At 70.1% G+C, this 24,003-nt stretch carries 27 protein-coding genes and 1 riboswitch; of the genes, 19 read left to right on the top strand and 8 right to left on the bottom strand.

Going from position 1 to position 24,003, the window contains the following annotated elements:
* Nucleotides 1-27 precede the first annotated feature (27 nt).
* Nucleotides 28-906, top strand: coding sequence for a DNA-formamidopyrimidine glycosylase family protein (locus AB0L53_RS43310; RefSeq protein ID WP_358176594.1), 879 nt, complete (start codon nt 28-30; stop codon nt 904-906).
* A gap of 17 nt (nt 907-923) precedes the next feature.
* On the opposite strand, the gene AB0L53_RS43305 is transcribed toward AB0L53_RS43310, so the two are convergent.
* Nucleotides 924-2,345 carry an MFS transporter gene (locus AB0L53_RS43305; protein WP_364007629.1) on the bottom strand — a complete coding sequence of 474 codons (1,422 nt, stop codon included), beginning with the start codon at nt 2,343-2,345 and terminating at the stop codon, nt 924-926.
* Nucleotides 2,346-2,420: 75 nt separating this feature from the next.
* On the opposite strand from AB0L53_RS43305, the gene AB0L53_RS43300 reads away from it, so the two are divergent.
* The 3 genes from AB0L53_RS43300 to AB0L53_RS43290 all read left to right on the top strand — a co-directional run bounded on the left by AB0L53_RS43300 (nt 2,421) and on the right by AB0L53_RS43290 (nt 4,664).
* Nucleotides 2,421-2,861, top strand: coding sequence for a helix-turn-helix domain-containing protein (locus tag AB0L53_RS43300; RefSeq protein ID WP_358534044.1), 441 nt, complete (start codon nt 2,421-2,423; stop codon nt 2,859-2,861).
* Nucleotides 2,862-2,868: 7 nt separating this feature from the next.
* Nucleotides 2,869-3,192 (top strand): rhodanese-like domain-containing protein, encoded by a 324-nt coding sequence (locus AB0L53_RS43295; RefSeq protein ID WP_364007626.1) that lies wholly within the window; start codon nt 2,869-2,871, stop codon nt 3,190-3,192.
* A gap of 25 nt (nt 3,193-3,217) precedes the next feature.
* A riboswitch (TPP riboswitch) is annotated at nt 3,218-3,330 on the top strand.
* Nucleotides 3,321-4,664 carry a cytosine permease gene (locus AB0L53_RS43290; protein ID WP_364007623.1) on the top strand — a complete coding sequence of 448 codons (1,344 nt, stop codon included), beginning with the start codon at nt 3,321-3,323 and terminating at the stop codon, nt 4,662-4,664. It overlaps the preceding riboswitch by 10 nt.
* Nucleotides 4,665-4,685: 21 nt before the next feature.
* Here AB0L53_RS43290 and AB0L53_RS43285 read toward each other — a convergent pair whose 3' ends face one another.
* Nucleotides 4,686-5,252 (bottom strand): methylated-DNA--[protein]-cysteine S-methyltransferase, encoded by a 567-nt coding sequence (locus AB0L53_RS43285; protein WP_364007620.1) that lies wholly within the window; start codon nt 5,250-5,252, stop codon nt 4,686-4,688.
* Nucleotides 5,253-5,348: 96 nt separating this feature from the next.
* Here AB0L53_RS43285 and AB0L53_RS43280 point away from each other — a divergent pair, with 96 nt between their 5' ends.
* Nucleotides 5,349-7,217, top strand: coding sequence for a PAS domain-containing sensor histidine kinase (locus tag AB0L53_RS43280; protein ID WP_364007617.1), 1,869 nt, complete (start codon nt 5,349-5,351; stop codon nt 7,215-7,217).
* Between the two features lie 142 nt (nt 7,218-7,359).
* On the top strand, nt 7,360-7,791 hold the full coding sequence (locus AB0L53_RS43275; protein WP_357938397.1) for an ATP-binding protein: 432 nt from the start codon (nt 7,360-7,362) through the stop codon (nt 7,789-7,791).
* A gap of 3 nt (nt 7,792-7,794) precedes the next feature.
* On the opposite strand, the gene yidC is transcribed toward AB0L53_RS43275, so the two are convergent.
* The 3 genes from yidC to AB0L53_RS43260 are packed head-to-tail and all read right to left on the bottom strand — an operon-like array spanning nt 7,795 to nt 8,892.
* Nucleotides 7,795-8,448: a membrane protein insertase YidC gene (gene yidC, locus AB0L53_RS43270; protein ID WP_364007613.1), complete on the bottom strand. Its 654-nt coding sequence runs from the start codon at nt 8,446-8,448 to the stop codon at nt 7,795-7,797.
* Between the two features lie 52 nt (nt 8,449-8,500).
* Complete coding sequence (locus AB0L53_RS43265) at nt 8,501-8,722, bottom strand: DUF6412 domain-containing protein (RefSeq protein ID WP_357938401.1); 222 nt, start codon at nt 8,720-8,722, stop codon at nt 8,501-8,503.
* A complete protein-coding gene (locus AB0L53_RS43260) occupies nt 8,719-8,892 on the bottom strand; it encodes a hypothetical protein (RefSeq protein ID WP_358430709.1) in 174 nt (57 codons plus the stop codon). Before AB0L53_RS43260 ends, AB0L53_RS43265 begins: the two co-directional genes overlap by 4 nt.
* A gap of 94 nt (nt 8,893-8,986) precedes the next feature.
* Here AB0L53_RS43260 and AB0L53_RS43255 point away from each other — a divergent pair, with 94 nt between their 5' ends.
* The gene (locus AB0L53_RS43255) at nt 8,987-9,724 is read left to right on the top strand and encodes a response regulator transcription factor (RefSeq protein WP_364007608.1); all 738 of its coding nucleotides are present in this window, start codon (nt 8,987-8,989) and stop codon (nt 9,722-9,724) included.
* Between the two features lie 17 nt (nt 9,725-9,741).
* The gene (locus AB0L53_RS43250) at nt 9,742-10,833 is read left to right on the top strand and encodes a HAMP domain-containing sensor histidine kinase (RefSeq protein WP_364007606.1); all 1,092 of its coding nucleotides are present in this window, start codon (nt 9,742-9,744) and stop codon (nt 10,831-10,833) included.
* A gap of 31 nt (nt 10,834-10,864) precedes the next feature.
* Here AB0L53_RS43250 and AB0L53_RS43245 read toward each other — a convergent pair whose 3' ends face one another.
* On the bottom strand, nt 10,865-11,266 hold the full coding sequence (locus AB0L53_RS43245; RefSeq protein ID WP_357938409.1) for a hypothetical protein: 402 nt from the start codon (nt 11,264-11,266) through the stop codon (nt 10,865-10,867).
* A gap of 223 nt (nt 11,267-11,489) precedes the next feature.
* Between AB0L53_RS43245 and AB0L53_RS43240 the strand changes: the two genes are divergently transcribed.
* From AB0L53_RS43240 to AB0L53_RS43190, 11 genes are all read left to right on the top strand, one after another.
* Complete coding sequence (locus tag AB0L53_RS43240) at nt 11,490-11,837, top strand: STAS domain-containing protein (protein ID WP_214635395.1); 348 nt, start codon at nt 11,490-11,492, stop codon at nt 11,835-11,837.
* A complete protein-coding gene (locus tag AB0L53_RS43235) occupies nt 11,834-12,556 on the top strand; it encodes a glycosyltransferase family 2 protein (protein WP_364007602.1) in 723 nt (240 codons plus the stop codon). The genes AB0L53_RS43240 and AB0L53_RS43235 overlap by 4 nt, the downstream gene beginning before the upstream one ends.
* 392 nt (nt 12,557-12,948) lie before the next feature.
* Nucleotides 12,949-13,389 (top strand): PaaI family thioesterase, encoded by a 441-nt coding sequence (locus AB0L53_RS43230; protein WP_364007599.1) that lies wholly within the window; start codon nt 12,949-12,951, stop codon nt 13,387-13,389.
* Between the two features lie 121 nt (nt 13,390-13,510).
* Nucleotides 13,511-14,326, top strand: a complete 816-nt coding sequence (locus AB0L53_RS43225; RefSeq protein ID WP_364007596.1) for an SAM-dependent methyltransferase — start codon at nt 13,511-13,513, stop codon at nt 14,324-14,326.
* 78 nt (nt 14,327-14,404) lie between these two features.
* Nucleotides 14,405-15,100, top strand: a complete 696-nt coding sequence (gene sigK / locus AB0L53_RS43220) for an ECF RNA polymerase sigma factor SigK (RefSeq protein WP_364007594.1) — start codon at nt 14,405-14,407, stop codon at nt 15,098-15,100.
* Complete coding sequence (locus AB0L53_RS43215) at nt 15,097-15,921, top strand: anti-sigma factor (protein WP_364007591.1); 825 nt, start codon at nt 15,097-15,099, stop codon at nt 15,919-15,921. Before sigK ends, AB0L53_RS43215 begins: the two co-directional genes overlap by 4 nt.
* 256 nt (nt 15,922-16,177) lie before the next feature.
* Nucleotides 16,178-16,699, top strand: coding sequence for a DUF305 domain-containing protein (locus AB0L53_RS43210; protein ID WP_358534014.1), 522 nt, complete (start codon nt 16,178-16,180; stop codon nt 16,697-16,699).
* 2 nt (nt 16,700-16,701) lie between these two features.
* The gene (locus AB0L53_RS43205; RefSeq protein WP_364007588.1) at nt 16,702-17,280 is read left to right on the top strand and encodes an MFS transporter; all 579 of its coding nucleotides are present in this window, start codon (nt 16,702-16,704) and stop codon (nt 17,278-17,280) included.
* Between the two features lie 67 nt (nt 17,281-17,347).
* On the top strand, nt 17,348-18,082 hold the full coding sequence (locus AB0L53_RS43200; protein WP_364007585.1) for a YcnI family protein: 735 nt from the start codon (nt 17,348-17,350) through the stop codon (nt 18,080-18,082).
* A gap of 111 nt (nt 18,083-18,193) precedes the next feature.
* Nucleotides 18,194-19,291: a serine hydrolase domain-containing protein gene (locus tag AB0L53_RS43195; RefSeq protein WP_364007582.1), complete on the top strand. Its 1,098-nt coding sequence runs from the start codon at nt 18,194-18,196 to the stop codon at nt 19,289-19,291.
* Nucleotides 19,292-19,298: 7 nt separating this feature from the next.
* A complete protein-coding gene (locus AB0L53_RS43190) occupies nt 19,299-21,533 on the top strand; it encodes a polysaccharide lyase 8 family protein (protein ID WP_364007579.1) in 2,235 nt (744 codons plus the stop codon).
* Between the two features lie 32 nt (nt 21,534-21,565).
* Here AB0L53_RS43190 and asnB read toward each other — a convergent pair whose 3' ends face one another.
* Nucleotides 21,566-23,380, bottom strand: coding sequence for an asparagine synthase (glutamine-hydrolyzing) (gene asnB / locus AB0L53_RS43185; RefSeq protein WP_364007576.1), 1,815 nt, complete (start codon nt 23,378-23,380; stop codon nt 21,566-21,568).
* Nucleotides 23,381-23,535: 155 nt separating this feature from the next.
* Complete coding sequence (locus AB0L53_RS43180) at nt 23,536-23,904, bottom strand: hypothetical protein (protein WP_364007573.1); 369 nt, start codon at nt 23,902-23,904, stop codon at nt 23,536-23,538.
* Nucleotides 23,905-24,003: the final 99 nt, after the last annotated feature.

Genomic DNA, 24,003 nt, shown 5'->3' with positions numbered 1-24,003 from the left:
GACGAAGGTGCGTCGTACCCTGGTGGCATGCCTGAACTCCCCGAAGTGGAATCGCTCGCCGGTTTCCTGCGCGAGCGGGCGGTCGGTCGCACGCTACTGGGCGTCGACGTGGTCGCCTTCTCGGCGCTCAAGACGTTCGACCCGCCGGTCACCGCGCTCGGCGGGCTGACCATCACGGGCGTGGCCAGGCATGGCAAGTTCCTCGACTTCGACTGCGACGGCCTGCACCTGGTCATCCACCTGGCCCGCGCGGGGTGGCTGCGCTGGCGCGAGGACCTCTCGGGCGCGAAGCCGGTCCGTCCGGGCAAGGGCCCGTTGGCGGTACGGGTACGCCTGGCGCCCGACGACGAGGGCCTGGCGCCCGGGTTCGAGCTGACCGAGGCGGGGACTCAGAAGCGCCTAGCCGTCTATGTCACGAAAAATCCGGATGACGTGCCGGGGGTCGCCGCCCTCGGCCCCGACCCTCTCGACGACGCCTTCACCGTGGCCACGCTCAAGGCCATCCTGAACGGGAGCCGCACCCAGGTGAAGGGCTTGCTGCGCGACCAGAAGGTGATCGCGGGCATCGGCAACGCCTACTCCGACGAGGTGCTGCACGCGGCCAAGATGTCACCGTTCAAGATCGCCTCGACCCTCACCGACGCCCAGATCGCCGACCTGCACGAGGCCATCGTCACCACGCTGCGCGAGGCGGTCGAGCGGGCGCACGGCCTGGCCGCCAAGGACCTCAAGGCGGAGAAGAAGTCCGGCCTTCGCGTGCACAATCGCGCCGGTCAGCCGTGCGACGTCTGCGGTGACACCATTCGCGAGGTGTCCTTCGCGGACTCCTCGCTGCAGTACTGCCCCACCTGCCAGACGGGCGGCAAGCCGCTGGCCGACCGCCGCCTGTCCCGCCTGCTGAAGTAACGCCTCCGTGCTGGTGGTCACGCTCCGACTATGACGGGCTTCTCTGGCTCTCCGGACTCGTGTGCGGGGGAGGGTGGGCGTCGGCGTAGGCCGGTGGCCATGATGATCGCGGCGACGGCCGTGGCGGCCAGCGGTACCAGGAGTGCCGTCCTGATGGCCGCCAGTCCGGCCTCGGCGGAGGTCGCGTCGCCCAGTGCCGCCACGCTGACCGCCGTGACCATGGACAGCCCGAGCGCCGCGCCGAACTGGAAGGCCGAGTTAAGCAGCCCACCGGCCAAGCCCTGCTCGTCCTCCGCGATGCCCTCCGTGGCGACGATCGTGAGCGGGCCGTACACGAAGGCGAACATCAGCCCGATCAGCAGCATCGACGGCAGCATGGCCGCGTACGACCAGTCCATCCCGACCCCCACGAACAGGCCGTAAGCCGCGAGCCCCGACAGCAGGCCGCCGAAGATCACCCGGGCGTTGCCGTACCTCTGCACCAGCCACGGGGTCAGCGTCGGCGCGAGCACCACGTCGGCGGCGGCGGCGAGCAGGGCCAGGCCGGTCTGGACGGTGGACCAGCCGCGCAACTCCTGCAGGTACAACGTGACCAGGAACTGGAAGCCGAAGAACGACGCGGTGAGCAGCAGCGCCGTCAGGTTGGCGCGCACCAGTGGCGCGGAGCGCAGGATGCCCAGGCGGACGAGCGGCGTGGCCGACCGCCGCTCGATCGCCACGAACGCCGCCAGCAGCGCCACGCCGCCCGCGAACGCGCCGACGGTCCAGGCCGGGCCGTCGGCGGGGTGCTCCAGCCGTACCAGGCCGTAGACCAGCAGCGTCATCGCGCCGGTGATGGTCGCGGCCCCGGCCAGGTCGACGCCACCTGCGGGCCGGGGCGTCGGCCGCTCCTTCAGCAGCGGGACGGCGGCGATCAGGATCGCCAGCGAGAAGAGGACGGGCGCGAAGAAGACCCAGCGCCAGCCGATCGAGCTCAGCAGACCACCGATCACCAGCCCGAGCGCGAACCCGGCGGCCCCCGTCCCCGCGTACACCAGCAGCGCGCGGTTGCGCTGCCTGCCCTCGGGGAAGCTCGTGGTGATCAGCGACAGCCCGGCGGGCATCATGAACGCGGCCGCGACCCCGGTGAGGAACCTGGCGACCAGCAGCACCCACCCCTCGGTCGCGAACCCGCCCAACCCGGAGAACACCACGAAGACGCCGAGCCAGAGCAGGAACATCCTGCGCCTGCCCAGCAGGTCGGCCGCCCGGCCGCCGAGCAGGATGAAACCGCCACAGCCCAGGACGTAGGCGCTCACCACCCCGCTCAGCATGCCCGTGGACAGCCCCAGATCCGCCCTGATCGAGGGCAGGGCCACGTTCAGCATGGCCACGTCGGTGCCCTCGATGAAGATGGCTCCGCACAGCACGATCAACATGCCCCAAGCGCGTTTGGACATGGTCAACTCCTGGTTACTTATCGGCATTCGGTTATCTCTGGTAACCGTCCAAATCATCCGGCAGTATGAAATGTCATGGAAGACGGCACTTCTAAGTCACCCGGTTACTGCGAGAGCACCGTGGACGACGACTACGACGTGTGGCAGTGGGACACCAGGGAGGACTGCGAGGTCCGGCAGATACTCGACCGCGTCGCCGACAAGTGGTCGCTGCTGGTCATCGCGCTGCTCGACTGCCAGAGCCTGCGCTTCACCCAGCTGCGCCGCGAGATCGACGGGGTCAGCCAGCGGATGCTCAGCGTGACCCTGCGCCACCTGGAGCGCGACGGCCTGGTCAGCCGCACGGTTCACCCCGTCGTGCCCCCGCGGGTCGACTACGCGCTCACGCCGCTCGGCCGGACCCTGCACCAGACGATCAAGAGCCTGGTCACCTGGACCGAGGAGCACCGGCAGGAGATCGCCACGGCGCGTGCCGCCTATGACCAGCGACGCGAGATGACCAGCGACGCGAGATGATGGAGGCATGACGGTTCCAGAGATCTCGGCCAGCGACGTTCCCGCCGACGCCTACCTGCTCGACGTGCGTGAACAGGACGAATGGGTGGCCGGGCACGCGCCCGAGGCGGTGCACATCCCGATGACGCAGATCCAGGGGCGGGTCGAGGAGGTGCCGGGCGACCGGACCGTCTACGTGGTCTGCCGGGTCGGCGGCCGGTCGTTCCAGGTCGCGGCCTGGCTCAACCAGCTCGGGCGCGAGGCGGTCAACGTCGACGGCGGCATGCAGTCGTGGGCGGGCGCGCGCCGCCCGATGGTCAGTGAGACGGGGCGCCCGCCGTTCGTCGCCTGACGGATGGCATAATCCGCTCGACAACTACACAAACCGCGGGAGCTCGGGGTGCACCGGGCTGAGAGGGCGACTGACCTGTCGCCGACCGCATGAACCTGTCCGGGTAATGCCGGCGTAGGGAGTGTGAGATGACGCATGTCGTCGACGAAGTCCCGCTGACCCTCGAAGGGACGCCCCCCAAGACGCTCGGGCTGCTCGACCAGGGGGCCCTGTGGGCGAACCTGGCCGTGAGCCTGCTGGGGTTCAGCGGTGCGCTGTTCCTGCTCGACCCGCTCGGCGGCAGCCCGCTCAGCCTGAGCGCGGCCCTGCTCGCCGCCCTCGTCGGCAGCCTGGTCGGCACGGCCATGGTGGGGCTGTCGGCCATCCCGGGCACGCAGACCGGGCGGCCGGCGATGGTGCTGCTGCGCGGGTTGTTCGGGGCGCGGCTGTCCTACATCCCGACCGTGCTCAACATCGTCCAGATGATCGGGTGGGGCGCCTTCGAGCTGTGGGTGATCGCCAAGGGCGCGATGGCCATCTTCGGGGCCGTGGTGCCGTACCAGGTGTGGGTGGTGGTGGCGGGGGCGCTGACCACGTCGCTGACCATCTGGCCGCTCGGGTCGGTCCGGCTGCTGCGGCGCTACGTCACCATCGGGGTGATCATCTCGCTGGTCTGGTTCGCGGTGGCGTTCCTGTCGAAGGCTCCGCCGCAGGGCGGCGGGTCGTGGACGGCGTTCGCGCCCGCGGTCGACTACGTCATCGCGCTGTCGGTCTCGTGGGTGCCGATCGCGGCGGACTTCGCCCGGCACTCCAGGTCGAGCCGGGCGGCCTTCGCGGGCGTGGTCGGCGGCTACACGCTGGCGCAGGTCGCCTGCCTGGGGCTGGGCGTCTACGCGGTGGCCATCGCCGGGTCCGCCGCGGTGGCCGCCGACGGCACGGCCGTGTTCGGGGCGTTCGTGGCGGTGCCGCTGGGCGCGCTGTTCTTCGCGATCTTGGTGTTGCGGGAGGCCGACCAGTCGTTCGCGAACGTCTACTCCACGACCATGTCCCTGCAGAACCTCATGCCGCGCGTCGACCGGCGGGTCTTCTCGATCGCCATCGGCGTGCTGACCACCGCCATCGCGCTGGTGGTCGACGTGAACTCGTACGGGGCGTTCCTGGGCGTGATCGGGGCGGTGTTCGTGCCGATGTTCGCGGTGCTGGCGGTCGACTACTTCGTGCTCGGCGGATCCTCGGGGTGGAACACCAACGAGGACGCGCCCGCCCGCTGGTCCATGCTGGTGCCCTGGGCGCTCGGCTTCGTGGCCTACTGGCTGACCACCTCCACGCCGACGGTCGAGCGGTGGGACGGCCTCTGGGCGGCCGTACGCGAGGCCACCGGGTTCACCAGGCAGCCGTGGATGAACGGGGCCCTGGGCGCGGCTCTGGTGGCGGCCCTGGTGACGCTGGCGATCGGCTGGGCGACCAGGCGCGCGTCGATCACGCGTCGTTGAGCTCGCTTCTGAGTACGTACCTCAGGCCCGTGAGCGTTTCTCGATGTTGAGGAGATGACGCTTGGCGGCCTGGCCGCCCGCGTAGTCGCCGAGTTCGCCGTCGACCGGCACGATCCGGTGGCACGGCACGACCACACAGACGGGGTTGGCGTTGAGCGCGTTGCCGACCGCGCGCAGCGCGCGCGGGCGGCCGATGCTCTCGCCGATCTCGTCGAGGGTCGCCGTCTCGCCGTAGGGCACGGCCATGGTCTTCTGCAGCACCGTACGGGCGAACGTCGTGGCGATGGACAGGTCCACCGGTGTGGCGAAGGCCCGCAGGCGGCCGGAGAAGTAGGCGTCGAGCTCCCTGCGCACCGGGTCGAGCCGCCCGGGGTCGGGCCCGACGAACGCGCCCACATGGCGGACGACCAACTCGAAGACGGTGTCCTCCGACTCGAAGCTGCACGCCACGATGCCCTTGCCGCTCACCGCCAGCACCAGCCGGCCGACCGCGCCGTCATAGGTGCCGAACGCCACATCGGGCGGCACCTCGCCGCGATAGGTGGCGGAAGTCACCCGCAGCAGGGCATCGAGGTCTCCACTGGACATACCCGCCACCCTCTTCCGCCGCCCTGAAAGGCCGTGCCCGCAGCGTATCGGACGGATCGCCCGACGAACGCCGCACGCCACAGGCACTATGGAGGTGTGGGTGACGACAGAGCAGGCAGTGACGATGAGATCGCTCGCGCGGTGCTCGCCAGCTCGCCCAACGCCGTGGTCGCGCTCGACAGGGACCAGACCGTACTCGTCTGGAACCGGGCGGCGGAGCGGCTCTTCGGCTGGTCGGCCGAGGAGATGCTGGGCCGCAGGGCGCCGATCGTGCCGGGGGAGCTGACAGCGGAGCACAACGCGGTGCTCGAACGGGTGCGTACGGGCGGCCAGGTGTCGCTGCGTACCAAGCGGTTGCGCAGGGACGGCACCGTGCTCGACCTGAGGGTCGACACGAGCGCGCTGCTCACGGGCAGCGCCGTGGCGGGCTACGTCTTCGTGCACCATCTGACCGAGGCCGACGAGGCCGCCAGGAACCGCATGGCGCGGCGGGCCCGGCTGGTGCGCCGGCTCACCGACGTGGTCGGCGACATCAACGCCGAGCTGGAGCTGTCCACGGTGCTCGACCGCATCGCGGCCAGCCTGACCGAGCTGACCGGCGCCGACGCGGGCGGCTTCGTGCTCATCGAGGGCGAGCGGCTGCGGCTGGTGAGCGCGCACCAGTTGCCCGACTCGCTCAAGGACGTGACGGCCGAGCTGCGTACCAGCCTGGTCGGCAAGCTCTTACGCACCGGGAAGACGGTGATGCTGGAGTCGCAGGGGCTCGGCGACCTGGTGTGGGCCGAGCTCGACGGGCTGCACACGATCGCGCTCGGCCTGGCCGCGGTCGGTGGCCGTCCCTACGGGGCCCTGTACGCGCTGTTCGCCGACCGCAAGCCCGGCCATCTGGAGCTCGAACTCCTGGAGCTGCTGGCCGGGCACGCCGGCATCGCGGTCGGCAACGCGGTGGCCTATCAGGAGGCCGTACGTCAGCGGGCGCACGAGCGGGCGGTGTTCGATGCCAGCGCCGACGGCATCGCCGTGCTCGACCGCGCCGGGCGGGTCAGCCAGTGGAACCCGGCCGCCGCCGAGCTCACCGCGACGCCGGGAGAGGCCGTCATCGGCGGGCCGCTGCCCTTCCCGCTGCCCAGCCCGGGAGAGAAGCTCACCTACCAGCTGGAGAGCGGGCGCTGGCTGGACGTGGTCAGCGCCAAGATCGAGGAGACCGGAGAGGTGGTCGTCGACTTCCGCGACGTGACCACGGCCAAGGAACTGGAGGAGGCCAAGGACCTGTTCCTGGCCACGACCAGTCATGAGCTGCGCACGCCCATCACGATCGTGCGCGGGTTCGCCAGCACGCTCGACGCGCGCTGGGACAAGCTGAACGACACCGAGCGGCGCTCCGCCGTCCACACGATCGCCGAGCGGGCCAGGTCGCTCGGCCAGCTCATGGACCACCTGCTGCTCGGCGCCAGGGCGGGCGCCGACGAGCCGCCGGTGCGCATCGAGGCGTTCGATCTGGCCGAGCGGATCCACGCGGCCACGCTCGGCCTGCCTGTGCTGTCCGACAGGCACCGGGTGGAGGTGGCCATCCCCGAGGCGCTGCCGTACGTCAGAGGCGACGCGCTCGCCACCGACATCATCCTCGGCCAGCTGCTGGAGAACGCCTTCAAGTACTCGCCGACGGGCGGCCTGATCAGTGTGGGCGCCTGGCCCGAGGACGACGCCGTGGTCGTGGTGGTGGACGATGAGGGCGTCGGCATCGCCGCGCCGGATCGGGAGCGGGTCTTCGAGCGGTTCGTCCAGGTCGACAGCGGTGACCGTCGCAGGTTCGGCGGAGTCGGCCTCGGGCTCTACATTGTGCGCAGTCTGGCCAGGGCTCAGGGCGGCGATGTGAGTGCCCATCCGCGACCCGGTGGAGGCACTCGAATGCGGCTCGTGTTGGGCAACGCTTCCCCTATCCGATCCGACACACCGATGCGGTAACGAGGTGGTAACGGTTACGCTGATCTATCGTCCGATGTGTACAAGCTGTGATCGAGATGCGGTTTCTGGGATCGAGTAACGGGGCATTTCGGTCGTACCGGGGAGTGTTCCCGTGGGGGGCACTGGGAGCGGGGAGGTGGGTGTGTCAAGCGTGGTGCTACTGCCGTACGCGCCGTCCAGTGTCGCCGTCGCCCGCCAGCGTCTGAGCACTGACCTGCAGGATCGCGGGGTTTTCGCCACCGCGATCGACGATGCCGTCCTCGTGGTGAGCGAGCTGCTGAGCAACGCGCTACGGCATGCGCATCCGCTGCCGTCGGGCATGGTCAGGGTGGCCTGGCTGCGGAGCGACGAACACATCGAGGTCGCTGTGAGCGATGGCGGCGCGGCCACCGAGCCCCGTGCCGGCCGGCCGACTCTGTCGTCGCTCGGGGGCAGGGGACTCGGCATCGTCGAGTACGTCGCGGAGAGCTGGGGAGTCCGCCACGACGGTGACATCACGACGGTGTGGGCGATCTTGCACGCCCCCAACGGATTGATGAACGGGCAGGTCCACGCACTGCGAGAGGCTGGATAGCGGCTACGCGCTCAGCGGCCGGGTGGCCAGGATCGCCCGCTCTCCCACGGTCCACGCCGTGGAGATCAGCAGGTAGAGCGCCGCGGCCAGCGGCAGCACCGCGGCGGCCAGCACCGTGCCGAACGGCATCAGCGGCATGATTTTCCGTATCAGCGCGGGCTGCTCGTCGGGCAGCGTGGCGCTGACTTTGCGGGCCGAAATCCACGCCACGACCGCGATCAGCGCGATGACCACGGCAAAGACCAAAAATGGCCCGCTAACCAGACCGTAATTGGTGACGATTCCCGCCACATGCTGCCCCAAAGGGGCGCCCAGCAGGTCATGCCCCAGGAAAGCGGTGGGGTGCGTGGCGACCCGATACATCACCCACATGAACGGAAGCTGCCCCAATCCCGGCAGGATCGTGGCCAAAGGCGAGGTGCCTTCCTTCGCGTACAGTTTGGTGGTCTCCTTGGCCAGTCTCTCGGGGTTGCGCGACCACCGCTTCCGCAGCTCGGCCAGCTTGGGCGCCAAGCGCTTCTGGACCTGTGTGGCGCGGGCCTGGCGGATGCCGAGCGGCAGCAGCAGGAGGCGTACGGCCACGGTGAACAGCACGATGGCCACGGCGGCGTTGTCGCCGGACACGGCCAGCAGAAATGACACGAAAGAGTCGAACATGAGCCCTTCAATCAAAGAGAGATGGATCAGGGCTCACTGAAGAGAGCCCCGCTTACCCGGAAGCGGGGCGCGATGACGGAGCTCGTGGCCGTGGCCGGCCTGCCGCCGCGGGATGGCGCTGGCGCTGGAAGGCCGTGCGCCGGGCGTACATCAGCGGGAAGCCGGGCGCGTCGCCGCCGATGGCGGGCAGCAGCCGGGCGGCCCAGGTGGCGAGCAGCAGGATCGCCACCATGGTCACGCCGATGAGCCAGGGGTCGAACAGGAAAAGCGTCACCGTGACGAGGACGACTTCCCGACCAAGGTGACGGCGATGAACACCAGAAGGGCGACCACACCGATGATGAGGGCGACCTTGAGCAGCCCCATGATCATGGGGATCACGAAATTGAACAGCACGAAGAGGGCAAGGAGGGCCCCCAATACGAGCATGACGACGCGACTCATGCGCCCACCGTACGTCCTGCGAGCATGATCCGCGAGGCTTACGAAGCAATGACGTAAGTGTCGATTCGGCACGCCTCCGCCGTACGGTGAAAGGGTGAACACGCGCATCCTGGTGGTCGACGACGACCCGACCGTGGCCGAAGTGGTGGCGCGATATCTGGAGCGCGACGGGCACGAGGTCGAGTGCGTGGGCGACGGCGCCGAGGCGCTGCGGCGGGCGCTGGCCAGCCCGCCGGATCTGATGGTGCTCGACCTGATGCTGCCGAAGATCGACGGGCTGCAGGTGTGCAGGAAGCTCAGGGAGCGCTGGCCGGTCCCGGTGATCATGCTGACCGCGCTCGGCGAGGAGATCGACCGCGTGGTCGGGCTCGAAACCGGCGCCGACGACTACGTGACCAAGCCCTTCAGCCCGCGTGAGCTGGCGCTGCGCGTCCAGTCGGTGCTGCGCCGCGCCCGCGGCGCCTCGGTCACGGGCGGCACGGGCGTGCTGCGTGACGGCGACCTGGTGGTCGACGTCGGGGCCCACGAGGTACGGCTGGGCGGGGCCGAGGTGCTGCTCACCGCCCGCGAGTTCGACCTGCTGGCCTACCTCGTGCGCAACCCTCGGCAGGCGTTCAGCCGGTCGGCGCTGCTCAACCAGGTGTGGGGCTGGTCGTTCGGGGACTCCTCCACGGTGACCGTGCACGTCCGGCGGCTGCGGGAGAAGATCGAGCCCGATCCGACCGCGCCGCGGCGGATCGTCACGGTCTGGGGCGTGGGGTACCGGTACGAACCGCTCGAACCCGCCGGCGACCCACATATCGCTGGCGACCCACTCGACGGTGCGCCGTGACTCCCCATCCCGCGGTGATGAGCGATCTGGGGATGATCGTGGCGGTCACGGCGGGGCTGGGGCTGCTGGTGGGGATCCTGGGTGTGTCCGTCATGTGGCGGCTGCGTACCCGCTCGATCGGGGTCATGCTGGCCGTGGTCATGGTGGTCGCGATCGTGGCGACGCTGGCCGGCGTGGTGGCGATCACGCTCAAGATGATCATCGAGGGCGCGGTCAGGGACATCGTGCTCAGCGTGGTGGCCGTCGGCGGGCTGGTCGGGCTGGGGGTGGCGTTCGTGCTGGCCAGACGGGTCGTGGGGGAGAGCAGGCGGCTGGTGGCGGCCGTACGCGATCTGCCGTTCACCGCGCCCAAGGGGCTGCCGTCGGAACTGCAGACGATCGCGAACACGCTGGAGGAGGCGTACGAGCGGGAGCGCGCCCTGGAAGGGGCTCGACGCGAGCTGGTCGCCTGGGTGAGCCACGACCTGCGCACCCCGCTCGCCGGGCTGCGGGCGATGGCCGAGGCGCTGGAAGACGGCGTGGTGTCCGACCGCGGGACCGTCGCGCGCTATCACGGCCAGATCAAGCTGGAGGTGGAGCGGTTGTCGGCGATGGTCGACGACCTGTTCGAGCTGTCGCGGATCCACGCCGGGGCGCTGCGGCTCACTCCTGCCCGGATCGGGCTCGCCGACCTGGTCGCCGACACGCTCGCCGGGGCCGAGCCACTGGCCCGCGCCAAGGGGGTGCGACTGACCGCCGAGGCGGCCGAGGCGGTCCCCGTGCGGGCGGACCCGAACGCGCTGAGCCGGGCGCTGGGCAACCTCGTCGTGAACGCGATCAGGCACACGCCGTCGGACCGCACGGTCGTGTTGCGGGCGGCCGTCGACTCGGGCATGGCGTGCCTGTCGGTCAGCGACTGCTGTGGGGGGATCCCCGACGAGGACCTGCACCGGGTGTTCGAGGTGGCCTTCAGGGGCGAGGCGGCCCGGACCCCGACCAAAGACGGCGGGGCCGGGCTCGGCCTGGCGATCGCGCAGGGCATCGTGGAGGCGCACGACGGGGTGATCGGTGTGGTCAACGACGGGCCGGGCTGCCGCTTCGAGATCCGGCTGCCGCTGGTCTCGGGATAGCGCGCCCGTCAGGTCGCTCAGGTCGGGCTATTCAACCGGACTCCGGCAGGGCGCTGTCGTGGCCGGCGCCGAACGACTCCGACATCGCGCGGAACGTCGGGCACGGCCAGCGCCACATACAACTCCGGCACCGCAGGATGGGGTGCTCGGCGTCGCTCGTGATGCCGCCCGCGTCGCGCGGCTGGTGGAGGTCGAACAGCCGCAGCCCGAGCTCGGAGAATCTGAGCAGGTCGTCGCGGGCGTCGGCGAGGAAGTCGAGGTCTTCGCCGGCGAGTTTCGTGTGTACGGGGACGAAGCCTTCGTGATTGATCAGGCTACGCAGGCGCCCCACTCTGTCATGCCACGAGGTGGCCTTCTCTGTGCGGATGAGGATGGCTTCCAGTCGTTCGCGGAGCCGTCGTCGGTGCGGGTCTTCGGGTTTCTCTGTTCTCATGAATGCTCGGGCCCGTGGGTCTCGCCCGGCCCCTCCTTCTCAAGTGAAGTAGTGACCAGAAGCGAGGTGCCGGGCCGCCCCCCTCTCCGGCCATGCCGGTGTCACACAGTCAAGCTTCGCGTACTCTCTGTTTTCATGGAGTCCAAACGGAGGACAAAATCCTGAGGTTGCCCTATCGGCGTGACAACGTGACCGGAAGCCTCCGCGCCGCTAGCCTGCCCATGTGGAGCTCAAGGTCTCGACTCGATCACATGCCGGCCATGCGCTAGTCGCCATCACCGGTGAAATCGACCTCTATACGGCACCCCACCTGCAGGCGGAGTTCGCTCGGCTGCTGCAGGACGGGCCCAGCCGCGTGGTCATCGACATGTCCGGCGTGGATTTCTGCGACTCCACGGGGATGAACGTCTTGCTGTCCGCGCTGAAACGCGTCAAGGAGCAGGGCGGGGCGCTCGACGTCGCCGCCCCACGGCCGGCCGTACGCAAGATTCTGCAGGTCACCGGTCTCGATTCGGTCTTCACCGTGCATGACGAGGTGCCGCAGGAGTTCCTCATCTCCGAGGGGTCATGAAGGATACGGCGGTCATCGTCCCGGCCAAGGACGAGGCCGACCGCATCGGTGCCACGGTCACCGCGGCCCTCGCGCTGCCCGGCGTCGATCTGGTCGTGGTCGTCGATGACGGCTCGACCGACCAGACCGGCCGGGTGGCGCGGGCGGCGGGGGCCAGGGTGGTCCGTCACAGCCGTAACCGCGGCAAGGCGGCGGCCATGGAGTCGGGCGCCGAAGCCGTGCGCCTGCTCGACGGTGAGACGCCGCACCACTTACTCTTCCTGGACGCCGACCTGGGCGACACCGCCCGGGCCGCCTCCCCGCTGATCGAGCCGGTGCGCGCCGGCAAGGCCGACATGACCATCGCGGTCTTCGTCACCCGCGTCAAGCTGGGCGGCCACGGCCTGGTCGTCCGCCTGTCCAGGGACGGCATCCGCAGGGCCACCGGCTTCGAGCCCGCTCAGCCGCTCAACGGCCAGCGCTGCATCACCAGAGACGCCTTCGAGGCCGCCCGGCCGCTGGCGCACGGGTGGGGCGTGGAGACGGCGCTGACGATCGACCTGCTGCGCAAGGGCTATCGGGTGGAGGAGGTCCAGGTGGAGATGGCTCATCGGGCCTCCGGCACGGGCTGGCGGGCCCAGGTGCATCGGGCCAAGCAGCTACGGGATGTGGCACGCGCGCTCGCCACTCGGGAGCCGCTAATCACCCAAAACCTCGACAAAATCCGCCCAAAGCGCTAACCCCCTCCGCTCCTTTGCCTGGCAAACTTCCCCAACTTTCCTGATCGACCGGGAAATGGGCGGTTTTCCCGGTTTGTGGGCATCGGTGGTTGGGGGCATCGGGTGTGGGCATCGGGCTTGCGCTGCGCCGGCTTCGCCGACGGCAGCACCGTGATCGACGGCAGCGCCGTGACCGGCGACGTGCTGGTGGCCGCTGACGGCGTGATGTGCGCTGCCTTCGAGCTGCCGGACGGCTTGTTCAGCTGCCCGACGGCCTGTTCGAGCTGTCGGACGGTTCGTGCGAGCTGTCGGACGGTCTGTTGGAGCTGTCGGATGGCTTGTTCGAGCTGCCGACCGCGGGGCCGTGGCGGAACAGCGGCGGAACTGTCGGTGCGGGTCTGTTCACTGTGTTCATGGACACCGAACCGCGGCGGCGCGGGCCATTCTGGGATGTGTTGGCCGGGCGGGTCCCGCCGCCGGCCGCGGCCGAGACCCTGGGCTGGCAGCTGATGGAAGTGGATCCCGAGCGGGGCACCATCGAGGTGGCGTTCGAGGCGAGCGAGCGGTTCGTCAATCCCGTCGGGGTGATCCAGGGCGGTTTCCTCGCCGCGATGCTCGACGACACACTGGGGCCGGCGCTGGTCGCGACGCTGCCGGAAGACCAGTTCGCGGTCACCCTCGACCTGCACGTCCAATACCTTCGCCCGGCGCGGCCGGGGCGGCTCACCGGCCGGGGGCGGGTGGTGCGGCGCGGCAGGGAGGTGTGCTTCCTGGCCGGCGAGCTCATCGCGCCCGACGGCAAGACCGTGGCCGTGGCGACCGCGACCGCCCACCTCCAGACCCGCCGGGATTGAGGAGAATGTGGCACTCGGTCGCCGACTGATATCTCGTACGCGTTATGCCCGAAGAGACCACTAAAGTGGCTCTTGGACGAGCGTGGCCGGGGGCCGCGGTCAACCTCAGGAATGGAGTGTCATGAGCGATGGCAGCCCCACCGGCCAGTCCGCATGGGAACGCATTGACACGACCATCCCCCATTCAGCCCGCGTGTGGAACTATCTGCTGGGCGGCAAGGATCACTTCGCGCCCGACCGCGAGGCCGGTGAGCTGCTGCTTCGGACATTTCCTGACTTCGCCGAAGTTGCGCGGCTGCAGCGGGAGTTCCTCATCCGCGCGGTCACGTACCTGGTGGAAGAGGTCGGAGTCCGGCAATTTCTGGACATCGGGACCGGCTTGCCGACGGCCAACAACATCCACGAGGTCGCCCAGCGCACCGCCCCCGAGACCCGGGTCGTCTACGTCGACAACGATCCCATCGTGCTCGTCCACGCCCGTGCCCTGCTGACCAGCACCGAGCCGGGCGTCACCGCATACATCGACGCCGACGTACGCAACCCCGACGTCATCCTCCAAGGCGCGGCCAAGACTCTCGACTTCAGTCAGCCGATCGCCCTGGTGATGCTGAGCATCGCCGGGCAGGTGCCCGACGAGGACGACCCGTGGGGGATCGTCGACCGGCTGATGGCCGCGTTATCGCCGGGCAGCTACCTCGTGCTCAGCGACGGCACCAACACCAACCCGGCCCTGATGGAGGCCGTCAGCGCCTACAACAAGGCGGCCGCCAACTCCTATCACCTGCGCAGTCCCGCCCAGATGGCCACCTTCTTCGAGGGGCTTGAGCTTGTCGAGCCCGGCGTCGTACCCACTCCCCAGTGGCGGCGACCCAGCGACGCGTGGGACGAGCCGTCCAAGCTGGTGAGCGCGGTGTGCGGGGTCGCGCGAAAGCCGTAGGAGCTCCAGGACATCCATCGCGCTCTCTGATCCGAACCACTTGTGGCCGGCGCCAAGTCGGCCACGGCGGGAGGGTGCATGGAAGCGGGACGCGAACCGGGCCGCATCGAACCGGGACCCACGTCGGGCCGCATCGAACCAGGACGTGCGCCGGGGGGTTTCGAAGCTCGGTATGGGTCGTCGAGCCGCGTCGAAGCGGGACGTGAGCCGGGCTGGGGAGGCGAGCGGGTCCCCGGGGTCGAGGAGTTGCTGGAGGACGTCGCGCGGGGGGACAGGGCGGCGTTCGAGCGGCTGTACGAGGTCGTGGCGCCGCGCGTGTTCGGGCTCGTGCTGCGGGTGCTCCGAGACCGGGCCCAGAGCGAGGAGGTGGCTCAGGAGGTCCTGGTGGAGGTGTGGCGCAACGCCGCGCGCTTCCAGTCGGGCCGGGGCTCGGGGATGGCCTGGGTGCTGACGATCGCGCATCGCCGGGCGATCGACCGGGTCCGTTCGGCTCAGGCGAGTATGGATCGCGAGGAGCGAGCGGCCCGGATGGACGTGCACCGGCCCTTCGACGAGGTCGCCGAATCCGTCGAAACCCGGCTCGAACGCGAGCGCCTGCGCCGCTGCCTGCAGGGCCTGACCGCGTTGCAGCGAGAGTCGGTCACCATCGCTTATTACGGCGGATATTCCTATCGTGAGGTCGCTGAGCTGGTGAAAGTCCCGCTCGCGACGGTGAAGACCAGGATGCGCGACGGGCTGATCCGGCTGCGCGACTGCCTGGGGGTGGAGCGATGAGAGGCATGACCGGCGGGCCCGATCCGCACACGCTGGTCGGCGCGTACGCGCTGGACGCCGTCGACGATGAGCTGGAGCGGCGTCACTTCGAGGACCATCTGACCGGGTGCGCCGAGTGCGCGCTGGAGGTCGCCGCGTTCGCCGAGACCGCGGCCCGGCTGGGTTCCGCCGTGGCCGTCGAGCCGCCGCCCGGCCTCAAGGAGCGGGTATTCGCCCAGATCGATCAGGTTCGGCAGGTCCCGCCGACCGTCGCCGTACCCGCCCAGGAAGACAACTGGGGGACACCGCGGCGCTCCGGGCATGGGGCTGGGCGTCGCCCCCAGGGGCGGTCCCGGCGGCCTCGGACGTGGCTGCGGTGGCGGCCGCTGATGGCGGGCGTGGGCGTCGCGGCCTGCCTGGCGGCGGCCGTCGTGTTCGGTGCCGGCGCCTTGCAGGCCCGTGACGAGCTGAACCAGGTACGTCGGATGAACCAGGAGGTCGCCGCGGTGCTGACCGCGCCGGACTCCCGCATCGCCACGGCCGCGGCCAAGCAGGGCGGTCGCGGCACGGTGGTCGTGTCGCGCTCGCGGGGCAAGATGGTGTTCCTGGCCGCCGGGCTGGCCAATCTGCCGGAAGGCCAGGTCTATCAGCTCTGGCAGCTGGCCCCTGGGCGGATCAGGTCGGCCGGGCTGCTCAGCGCCGACGCCGCCGGCCGCACGCAGCCGGTGATCGCCGCGCCTGGACCCGGGGTGGCCAAGCTCGGCGTCACCGTCGAACCGGCCGGCGGTTCCGCACAGCCGACCACCCGGCCGCTGTTCCTGGTGAACCTGCCCGCCACCTGACCCCCGACACCGCGCGGCACGGTCACCGCGCGGCGCTCGCCATCTGCCCTCGACCGCCACCCGACCCCGACCGCCACTCATCCACCGTCGCCCATCCATCCGGAGGTCGGCTGCGAATACCTGGTACGGCAGCGCCGGCGAGCGCGTCACTCCAGGCCATCTCGTGAGTGACGCGCCGACCGGCCCGTTGTTGAACTGTTATCCGGCGCACCGCGTATCTCCACGTGACCCATCCCCACACCCCCCAAGGGGAAGCATGCGTTGGACCACGATCGTCGGCGCCCTGCTCTGCGCGACACTGGCCGGTGGGTGTGCCGCGTCGGCGGCGGGAGCGCCCGCCGCCATGGCCGCCTACGACCAGCAGGACGTCACCTTCAGCCAGGAGATGATCACTCATCACCGGCAGACCATCCAGCTGGCCGAACTGGTCGCGAAGCGCACGGACACGCCGTACGTACGCGAACTGAGCCAGAAGCTGGAGACCAACGAGAAGGCCGACATCGAGAAGATGTCGTCGTGGCTGAAGTCCTGGCAGGTGGCCGTACCGGCTGAGGACGCCAAGGGCGTCGCCGACCAGGTCGCCCAGCTGACCCCGAAGTCCGGTAAGGCCTTCGACAAGCTCTGGCTGTCGCTGATCTCGCAGCACCTCGACCACGGCGTCATGATGGCCACGTCCGCCCAGAGCGGCGGGAAGCACGGTCCCACGATCGAGATGGCGACCCGGCTCGTCTCCGAGCAGACCGCCCAGATCGCGGAGATCAAGGAGCACCAGGCCTGATCGTGACCCGTACACAGGACTCGCAGCGGCAGGTGGGCGCGACGCGCGCCAGGCTGCCGATGCGTCTTGCGCGGTCGGCCTCGTTCACGGTCGTCTGCGTGGCCCTGTCCGCCATCGGGCACTGGCTGGCGGGCGGCAACGCCCCAGGGCCGGGCATGGTCGCGGGCGCGGGCGCCGTCGTGCTGGTCGCGGCCACCGCGATGGCCGGCAGGGAGCGATCCCAGCCGCTGATCATCGGGCTGCTGGGCACGGCGCAGGTGGGCCTGCACGTGCTGTTCGCCTCGACGGGCGAGTCCCCGCACCTGACCGGTGTTCATGGCCAGAGCACCTGGCCCGGCATGTTCCTGTGTCACGCCGTCGCCACGCTGCTGACCGCGTGGTGGCTGGCCGGTGGTGAGGCCGCCCTCTGGTCGTTGCTGCGCCGGCTCGCCTCGCGCGCCGTACGGATCCTCACGCCTGTCGCCGGCCCTGTCTGGCCGCCCGCCGCCCCCGTGGCCGCGGATCTCGTTCTCGACCGGCCGCGCGAGCGCATGTTGCGGTACGCGGTTGTACGGCGCGGTCCACCACTTCGTTCTGCCTGACCCCCCAACGACGCGAGCAGTCGAGCGCGTCGTGTCCGGCATTTCCGAAAACGAAGTGGAGACTCCCATGCTTTACCGCCGAGTCGGCACCGTCGCCGCGGCAGCCCTGGCCCTCACGGTGGGCCTCGCGATCCCCGCCCTCGCCCATGTCACGATCAACCCCGGGACCGCGGAGAAGGGCGGCTGGACCAAGCTCGCCTTCCGGGTGCCCAACGAGCGTGACGACGCTTCGACCACCAAACTCGTCGTCACCTTCCCCACCGACCATCCCCTGCCCTTCGTCTCGGTCAAGCCGGTGCCCGGCTGGAAGGCCGAGATGACCGAGGGCAAGCTGCCCGAGCCCGTGGTCGCCGACGACGGGGACAAGGTCACCGAATCCGTCCTGAAGGTCACGTGGACCGGCGGCAAGATCGAGCCGGGACAGTTCCAGGAGTTCGAGGTGTCGGTCGGGCCTCTGCCCAAGGACGTGGACGAGATCGCCTTCCCGACCGAGCAGACCTACACCGGCGGCGAGGTCGTCAAGTGGGCGGACGCGCCCAAGAGCGACGGCAAGGAGGCGGAGCACCCGCTGCCCACGCTGAAGCTGGTGGCGGCGGCGTCCGGCGGGGAGCACGCCAGGATGGCCATGACCACGGCGGCTCCGCCCGCCGCGCAGCAGACGGTCGCCGTGATGAAGCAGTCCGCCTCGTCGCCGGCGTCCGACGGCACGGCCCGGGTCATGGGCGTGGCGGGCATCATCGTCGGGCTCCTGGGCGGCGGCTTGGGTCTGGCGAGCTTCAGACGCCGCTCCCCGGCCGCCTGACAGCCGCTCGCCAGTCGCCTGACAAGCCGTTGTCGCCCTTTCCGATGAGGTTCCGGCCGTTAGCCTGTCTACACCCGCGACAGCGGTAGCAGCAGGGGGAGGGGCGCGGTGATGAGCGACATCCAGCAGCAGGTCCAGCAAGCCATCGACCGGATGGTCGAGTCAGGGGCGGAGCGTGGCGTGCAGGTGGCCGTCTACCTGCACGGCGAGCAGCTGGTGGACGCGGTCGCCGGAGTGGCCGATCCGGCGACCGGGCGGCAGGTGACGCCGGGCACCGTGTTCAACAACTACTCGATCGGGAAGGCGGCGACCGCGACGGTGGCACACGTGCTCGCCGAGCGCGGCGCCTTCTCGTACGACACGCGCGTGGCCGAGCTGTGGCCGGAGTTCGCCGCGCACGGGAAGGGCGCGGTGACCGTCCGGCACGTGCTGACCCACGCGGCCGGTGTGCCGGGCCTGCCCGCGGACACCACGGCGGCGGACCTGTGCGACTGGGACAAGATGTGCGCGGCGCTCGCCGACGCCGAGCCGTGGTGGGAGCCGGGCACCGCGGTCGGTTACCACGGCTACACCTTCGGCTACCTCGTCGGTGAGATCGTTCGCCGGGCGACCGGCAAGCCCATCTCGCAGGTGCTGCGGGAGGAGGTCACCGGGCCGCTGGGCGTGGCCGACGAGCTCTACTTCGGCGTGCCGGCCGCCGAGCACGGCCGCCTGGCCGTGCTGGAGGACCAGGAGGGTGCCGCGGACTTGATGGCGGGCATGCCGGCGGACTCGCCGATGTTCAGGGCGGGCCCGCCGGCCACGTTCGCGTCGGCCGCTCTGGGCAACCGGGCGGACATTCTGGCGGCCGACATCCCGGCGGGTGGCAAGACCTCGGCCCGCGCCATCGCGCGCGTGTACGCCGCGCTCATGGGCGACGTCCCCGGTGTGCGCCTGATCTCTCCGGAGCGGCTGCGCGAGGTCACGGCTGTCACGGCCGAGGGCGTCGACCAGGTCTTCGGCAATCCTTCCTCGTGGGGGCTGGGGTTCTCCATCGGTCTGCCGGGGGTCGAAGAGCCGGTCATGAGCGCGTTCGGGATGGGTGGTGCGGGCGGGAGCTTCGCGTACGGGGACACGGCCGGCGGCCTCGCGTTCGCGGTGACCAAGAACCGGCTGACCGCCGACTTCTCCGCCGCCACCCAGCTCATCCAGATCGTCTCCGGCCACTGATCCCTGCGTGAACGAGTACTCCAGGCGGTTGTTCCTCCGGCTCGGCGGTGCCGCCGTGGCCGGCGGGCTGGTCCCCGCCGCGTGGCGATCGGCCCACCCGGCGGACTTCGCCCTCCTGCGCCGCCGGTGGCGGGACGTGACGGCGGGCGCGGGGTTCGACGCGACCGCGGAGCCGTACCGGACCAGGCTCTTACAGCTGGGCAGCACCGCGGCCGGCTACCGGGACACCATGGCGCCGACCGGCACGTCGCTCTGGCCCGGCCTGGCGTTCCCGTCCTTCGTCCAGACCCCGGTGCGGCTGCAGGCCATGGCCCGCGCGTACGCCTTACCCGGGACCGGCCTGACCGGCGACGCGAGCCTGGCCGCGGCCGTCGCCACCGGCCTCGACCACTACCGGCGGCAGGTGTACGCGGCGGGCGCCCGCCCGGTCGGCAACTGGTGGCCCTGGCAGATCGGCACCCCGAAGCGGCTCCTCGACGTGGCCCTGCTGATCGGCCCGCACCTGACGGACGCGCAGAGCCGGGCGCTGAGCGAGGCCGTGGACCACTTCGTACCCGAGTGGCGCCTGGACGACTACAGCGGCAACAGCACCGGAGCCAACCGGGTGGACCTGTGCACAGTGATGCTGCTGCGGGCCATCCTCAGATCCGACGCGGACAAGGCCGCGCTGGCCGTCTCGGCGCTGGACCCGGTCTTCCCGTACGTCACCGAGGGCGACGGCTTCTACCGGGACGGCTCGTTCATCCAGCACACCTCCATCCCCTACCAGGGCGGATACGGAATGGTGATGCTGTCCGGCCTCGCGACGCTGTTCGCGGTGCTGCGCGGCACTCCGTGGGAGCTCGCCGCCCCGAACCTCTTCGACATGGTCGAGCGGTCATTCGCGCCGTTCGTTCACGACGGCTTCTGCATGGACCTGGTCAGCGGGCGGGGGATCGGCCGGGATCCGTACGGCGACCACAGGAGGGGACGGCTGATCGCCTCGGCGATCCTGCTGCTCGGGGACGCGGCGCCCGTCGCGGCCCGGACCCGCTGGCAGGGCATGGTCAAGGGCTGGGCGGTACGTGACACGGTCCAGCCGATGCTCGAAGAGGCCGACCTCGGGTTTCACGCCCGCCTGGCCGCGATCCTGGACGACGAGACGATCCCCGCCGCGCCGGAACCGGCCGGGCACAGGTTGCTGCCGATGAGCGCCCGCGCCGTCCACCGAGGGCCGGGCTGGTGCGCGGGGCTCAGCATGGCCTCCTACCGGATCGGTCACTACGAGCACGGCAACGGCGAGAACTTACGCGGCTGGCACACCGGCTCGGGAATGCTCTACTGGTGGGCCAAGGGCCACGGCGACCAGTACTCCGACTCCTTCTGGGCCACCGTCGACCCCTACCGGCTGCCGGGCACGACCGTCTCCACCAAGCGGCTGGCCGACGGCGCCGGGGCGGCGTGGGGCGACACCTGCCCGCCGGGCCGCTGGGTGGGCGGCGCCACCGACGGCAGGTACGCGACGGTCGGCCAGCACCTGAACGGCCTCCAGAGCACGATGGAGGCGTTCAAGTCGTGGTTCTTCCTCGACGACGCCGTGGTCTGCCTGGGGGCCGGGATCACCGGGCGGGACGGCGTGCCGGTCGAGACCATCGTGGACAACCGCCGGACCGGCGCGCTCCTCACCCTCGACCAGAAGGCGGGCTGGGCGCACCTGGCGGGCCACGGCGGCTACGTCTTCCACGGCCTCCTGCGCACGCTGCGCGAGAACCGCGCCGCCGGCTCGGTGACCCGGAACTATGTGACCCTCTGGCTCGACCACGGGACCGACCCGGACGCGGCCGGTTACTTCTACGTGCTCCTCCCGGGCGCGACCCCGGCGCGGACCCGCGCCCGCGCCACCGACCCGACCTGGTTACGCGTCCTGGCCAACACCGCGCGCCAGCAGGGTGTCCAGGTGCCGTCGCTCGGCCTGACCGCCGTCAACTTCTGGAACGCCGGAGCGGTCGACGGCCTGACCGCCTCCGCTCCGTGCGCGGTCCTCGTCAAGGAGTGCGGCGACGGCACGGCCACGCTGACCGTGTCGGATCCCCGGCGCGACCTGAGCGAGCTGACCGTGACCTGGGACCGGCCGGTGACCCGGGTGCTGCGCGGCCATCCGCTCTTGGTGAGCGCCACGACGGGCGCGCGGCTCACCCTCCGGTGGGGGCGGTTGTCGGACCGGGGTGGCAGCTCGAAGACGATCACCGTACGGCTGGGCTAGGCGTGGCCTGAGCGTGGGCTAGGAGGCCCGGTCTACAGGTCCAGGCGGACGCCGTAGGACTCGAGCCAGACGTTCAGGTCCAGGGCCAGCTCCAGGCTCATCCTCGACATCGTCGTGGTCGTCTTGCCGACCGGGGCCGCAGTGAGCTCCCTGACGGCCGCCGCGTCGAGCAGCGGCAGGACCGGCGCCTTCCCGGCGCGGACGAGGTCGCTCAACGTGTCGCGGAGCGCCTGCTCGTAGGCGACGTCCTGAGTCGCCGGGTAGGGGCTCTTGACCCGCCGCAGGATCGACTCGGGAACCAGGTCGCCGGCGGCGGCGCGGAGCAGGCTCTTCTCCCGGCCGTCGAAGGTCTTCATCGCCCACGGCGTGTTGAAGACGTACTCGACCAGCCGGTGGTCGCAGAACGGCACCCGGACCTCCAGGCCGACGGCCATGCTCAACCGGTCCTTGCGGTCCAGCAGGACCGGCAGGAACCGGGTCAGGTGCAGGTAGCAGACCTCCCGCATCCGCCGTTCGAGGGCGTTCTGGCCAGGCAGGTACGGCACCTCGGCCAGCGCGCTCCGGTAAGTGTCGGCGGTGTACGACGGCAGGTCGAGCCGGTCGAACAGCGCCTTGTCGAGCAGATCGGCCGGATCGTGGTCACGCATGACCATCGCGAGCCACGGGAAGGTGTCGGCCTCGACCGCCTGTGGCATGTGGAACCACGCGTAGCCACCGAACAGCTCATCGGCCGACTCGCCGGACAGGGCCACGGTGGAGTGCTCGCGGATCGCCCTGAACAGCATGTACAGGGAGCCGTTCATGTCACCGAGGAAGTTCGGGATGTCGAAGGCACGCACCACCGACGAGCGCAGGCGCGGGTCGGTCAGCTCCGCGGTGTCGAGCATGATGTCGGTGTGGTCGGATTCGACGTAGCGCGCGAGCTCCTGTACGAACGGCGCGTCCGGATCACCACGCAGCTCGTCGGGCTGGAACTGCTCCGCGTATCCGGCGAAGTCCACGGCGAAGGACCGGATCTGCCCGTGTTTCCTGGCCATCGCGGTGATGGTGCTGGAGTCCAGGCCGCCCGACAGCAGGCTGCACAGGGGCACGTCCGAGACGAGCTGGCGGCCCACGATGTCTTCGAGCAGGGCGCGAATCGTGCTGACGGTGACGTCGAGGTCATCGGTGTGCTCGCGCGGCTCCAGCGCCCAGTAGCGGCGGATGGCCAGCCCTTCCCGGCGTACCCGCAGCAGGTGGCCGGGGCGCAGCTCGCGCATGCCCTTGAAGACGGCCCGCTCCGGGCTCCTGCCCAAGGTGAGCAGTTCGCGCAGGCCGTCGGTGTCCACCACCGGCTCGACCAGCGGGTTGGCGAGAATCGCCTTCGGCTCCGAGCCGAACAGCACGCCGTCGCGCAGCGGGTAGTAGTAGAGCGGTTTGACGCCCAGGCGGTCGCGCACCAGCAAGAGCTCTTGGGCGCGGTCGTCCCAGATGGCGAAGGCGTACATGCCGTTGAGCCGGTCGGCGACGCCCGCGCCCCATTCGAGGTAGCCGTGGAGCACGACCTCGGTGTCGCTCCTGGTGCGGAAGCGGTGCCCCTTGGCCGCCAGTTCGGCCCGCAGCTCGACGAAGTTGTAGATCTCCCCGCTGTAGGTGATGACGACCGGGCCCTCGGCCGTCATGGGCATGTGGCCGCCCTCGACGTCGATGACCGCGAGCCGCCGGTTGCCGAGTATGGCGTGCGGTGACAGCCACAGGCCCCGATCGTCCGGGCCGCGGCAGCTCATGGTCTCGGTCATGGCCTGGGCGGTGCCGTGTTCACTGGCCAGGTCGCGGCTGAAGTCCACCCATCCGGCGATTCCGCACATGCGAGAGTCCTCCCAAGGGTTTGGGGGTGTCGTCATATCGGGATACGTGCAACGTATCCGCGCGTAGGCGGTTGGTCTATGGACGGGAACGGAAGGACTCGTACAAATCAAGCGCTTAACCGCTGGAATGGCGGTATCGGGCGGGCCTTTCAGTCCTAACTGGATTTGCCGAAATTGATCGACCCGAAAATGTCACCCGCTTGGAGCACCGGGCCGGTGATCCGGGCATCGCCGCTGATCGTGTTGGACACGTCGTGCTTGGTCTGGACGAGCCTGGCCGTCTCCGTGGTCCACGACGTCAGGTTCTGCCCGAATTCAGCGTCTTCCTGGGCGCGTTCGACCAGGTTTTTGGCGGTTTCCTCCGGGGTTTGCGCTGTTTCGATGGCGGCTACGGCGTCGTCGCCGAAACGGCGGCGTACGAGGCCCGTCAAAGAGGTCCAGGCATTCTTGCCGGCTTCGCCCGCGGCGCCGCCGACAATCGCGGAGATGACCGCCGCCAGAGCGGGAATGACACTCGGATCCATCGCAGCTCTTTTCGCCGGCAGCTCTTTTCCGTCAAGGACGTTCTCCCACACTAGCGCTCCGCTTGCCACGATCCAGTGCGGCGGGAACACTACTGAACC

Origin of the sequence: Nonomuraea sp. NPDC052129 (assembly GCF_040680095.1) — a bacterium.
Taxonomy (GTDB): Bacteria; Actinomycetota; Actinomycetes; order Streptosporangiales; family Streptosporangiaceae; genus Nonomuraea.
Note: the sequence above shows the minus strand (reverse complement) of the source record. Positions and strands in the feature narration are given on the sequence as shown.

Coding starts and splice junctions, on each gene's coding strand:
- AB0L53_RS43200 (WP_364007585.1), top strand. CDS start 17,348: ATGCTTTACCGCCGAGTCGGCACCGTCGCCGCGGCAGCCCTGGCCCTC.
- AB0L53_RS43305 (WP_364007629.1), bottom strand. CDS start 2,345: ATGTCCAAACGCGCTTGGGGCATGTTGATCGTGCTGTGCGGAGCCATC.
- AB0L53_RS43195 (WP_364007582.1), top strand. CDS start 18,194: ATGAGCGACATCCAGCAGCAGGTCCAGCAAGCCATCGACCGGATGGTC.
- AB0L53_RS43250 (WP_364007606.1), top strand. CDS start 9,742: ATGAGCGATCTGGGGATGATCGTGGCGGTCACGGCGGGGCTGGGGCTG.
- AB0L53_RS43230 (WP_364007599.1), top strand. CDS start 12,949: ATGGACACCGAACCGCGGCGGCGCGGGCCATTCTGGGATGTGTTGGCC.
- AB0L53_RS43215 (WP_364007591.1), top strand. CDS start 15,097: ATGAGAGGCATGACCGGCGGGCCCGATCCGCACACGCTGGTCGGCGCG.
- AB0L53_RS43245 (WP_357938409.1), bottom strand. CDS start 11,266: ATGAGAACAGAGAAACCCGAAGACCCGCACCGACGACGGCTCCGCGAA.
- AB0L53_RS43300 (WP_358534044.1), top strand. CDS start 2,421: ATGGAAGACGGCACTTCTAAGTCACCCGGTTACTGCGAGAGCACCGTG.
- AB0L53_RS43235 (WP_364007602.1), top strand. CDS start 11,834: ATGAAGGATACGGCGGTCATCGTCCCGGCCAAGGACGAGGCCGACCGC.
- sigK (WP_364007594.1), top strand. CDS start 14,405: ATGGAAGCGGGACGCGAACCGGGCCGCATCGAACCGGGACCCACGTCG.
- AB0L53_RS43290 (WP_364007623.1), top strand. CDS start 3,321: ATGACGCATGTCGTCGACGAAGTCCCGCTGACCCTCGAAGGGACGCCC.
- AB0L53_RS43225 (WP_364007596.1), top strand. CDS start 13,511: ATGAGCGATGGCAGCCCCACCGGCCAGTCCGCATGGGAACGCATTGAC.
- AB0L53_RS43260 (WP_358430709.1), bottom strand. CDS start 8,892: ATGAGTCGCGTCGTCATGCTCGTATTGGGGGCCCTCCTTGCCCTCTTC.
- AB0L53_RS43180 (WP_364007573.1), bottom strand. CDS start 23,904: ATGGATCCGAGTGTCATTCCCGCTCTGGCGGCGGTCATCTCCGCGATT.
- AB0L53_RS43285 (WP_364007620.1), bottom strand. CDS start 5,252: ATGTCCAGTGGAGACCTCGATGCCCTGCTGCGGGTGACTTCCGCCACC.
- asnB (WP_364007576.1), bottom strand. CDS start 23,380: ATGTGCGGAATCGCCGGATGGGTGGACTTCAGCCGCGACCTGGCCAGT.
- AB0L53_RS43310 (WP_358176594.1), top strand. CDS start 28: ATGCCTGAACTCCCCGAAGTGGAATCGCTCGCCGGTTTCCTGCGCGAG.
- yidC (WP_364007613.1), bottom strand. CDS start 8,448: ATGTTCGACTCTTTCGTGTCATTTCTGCTGGCCGTGTCCGGCGACAAC.
- AB0L53_RS43210 (WP_358534014.1), top strand. CDS start 16,178: ATGCGTTGGACCACGATCGTCGGCGCCCTGCTCTGCGCGACACTGGCC.
- AB0L53_RS43295 (WP_364007626.1), top strand. CDS start 2,869: ATGACGGTTCCAGAGATCTCGGCCAGCGACGTTCCCGCCGACGCCTAC.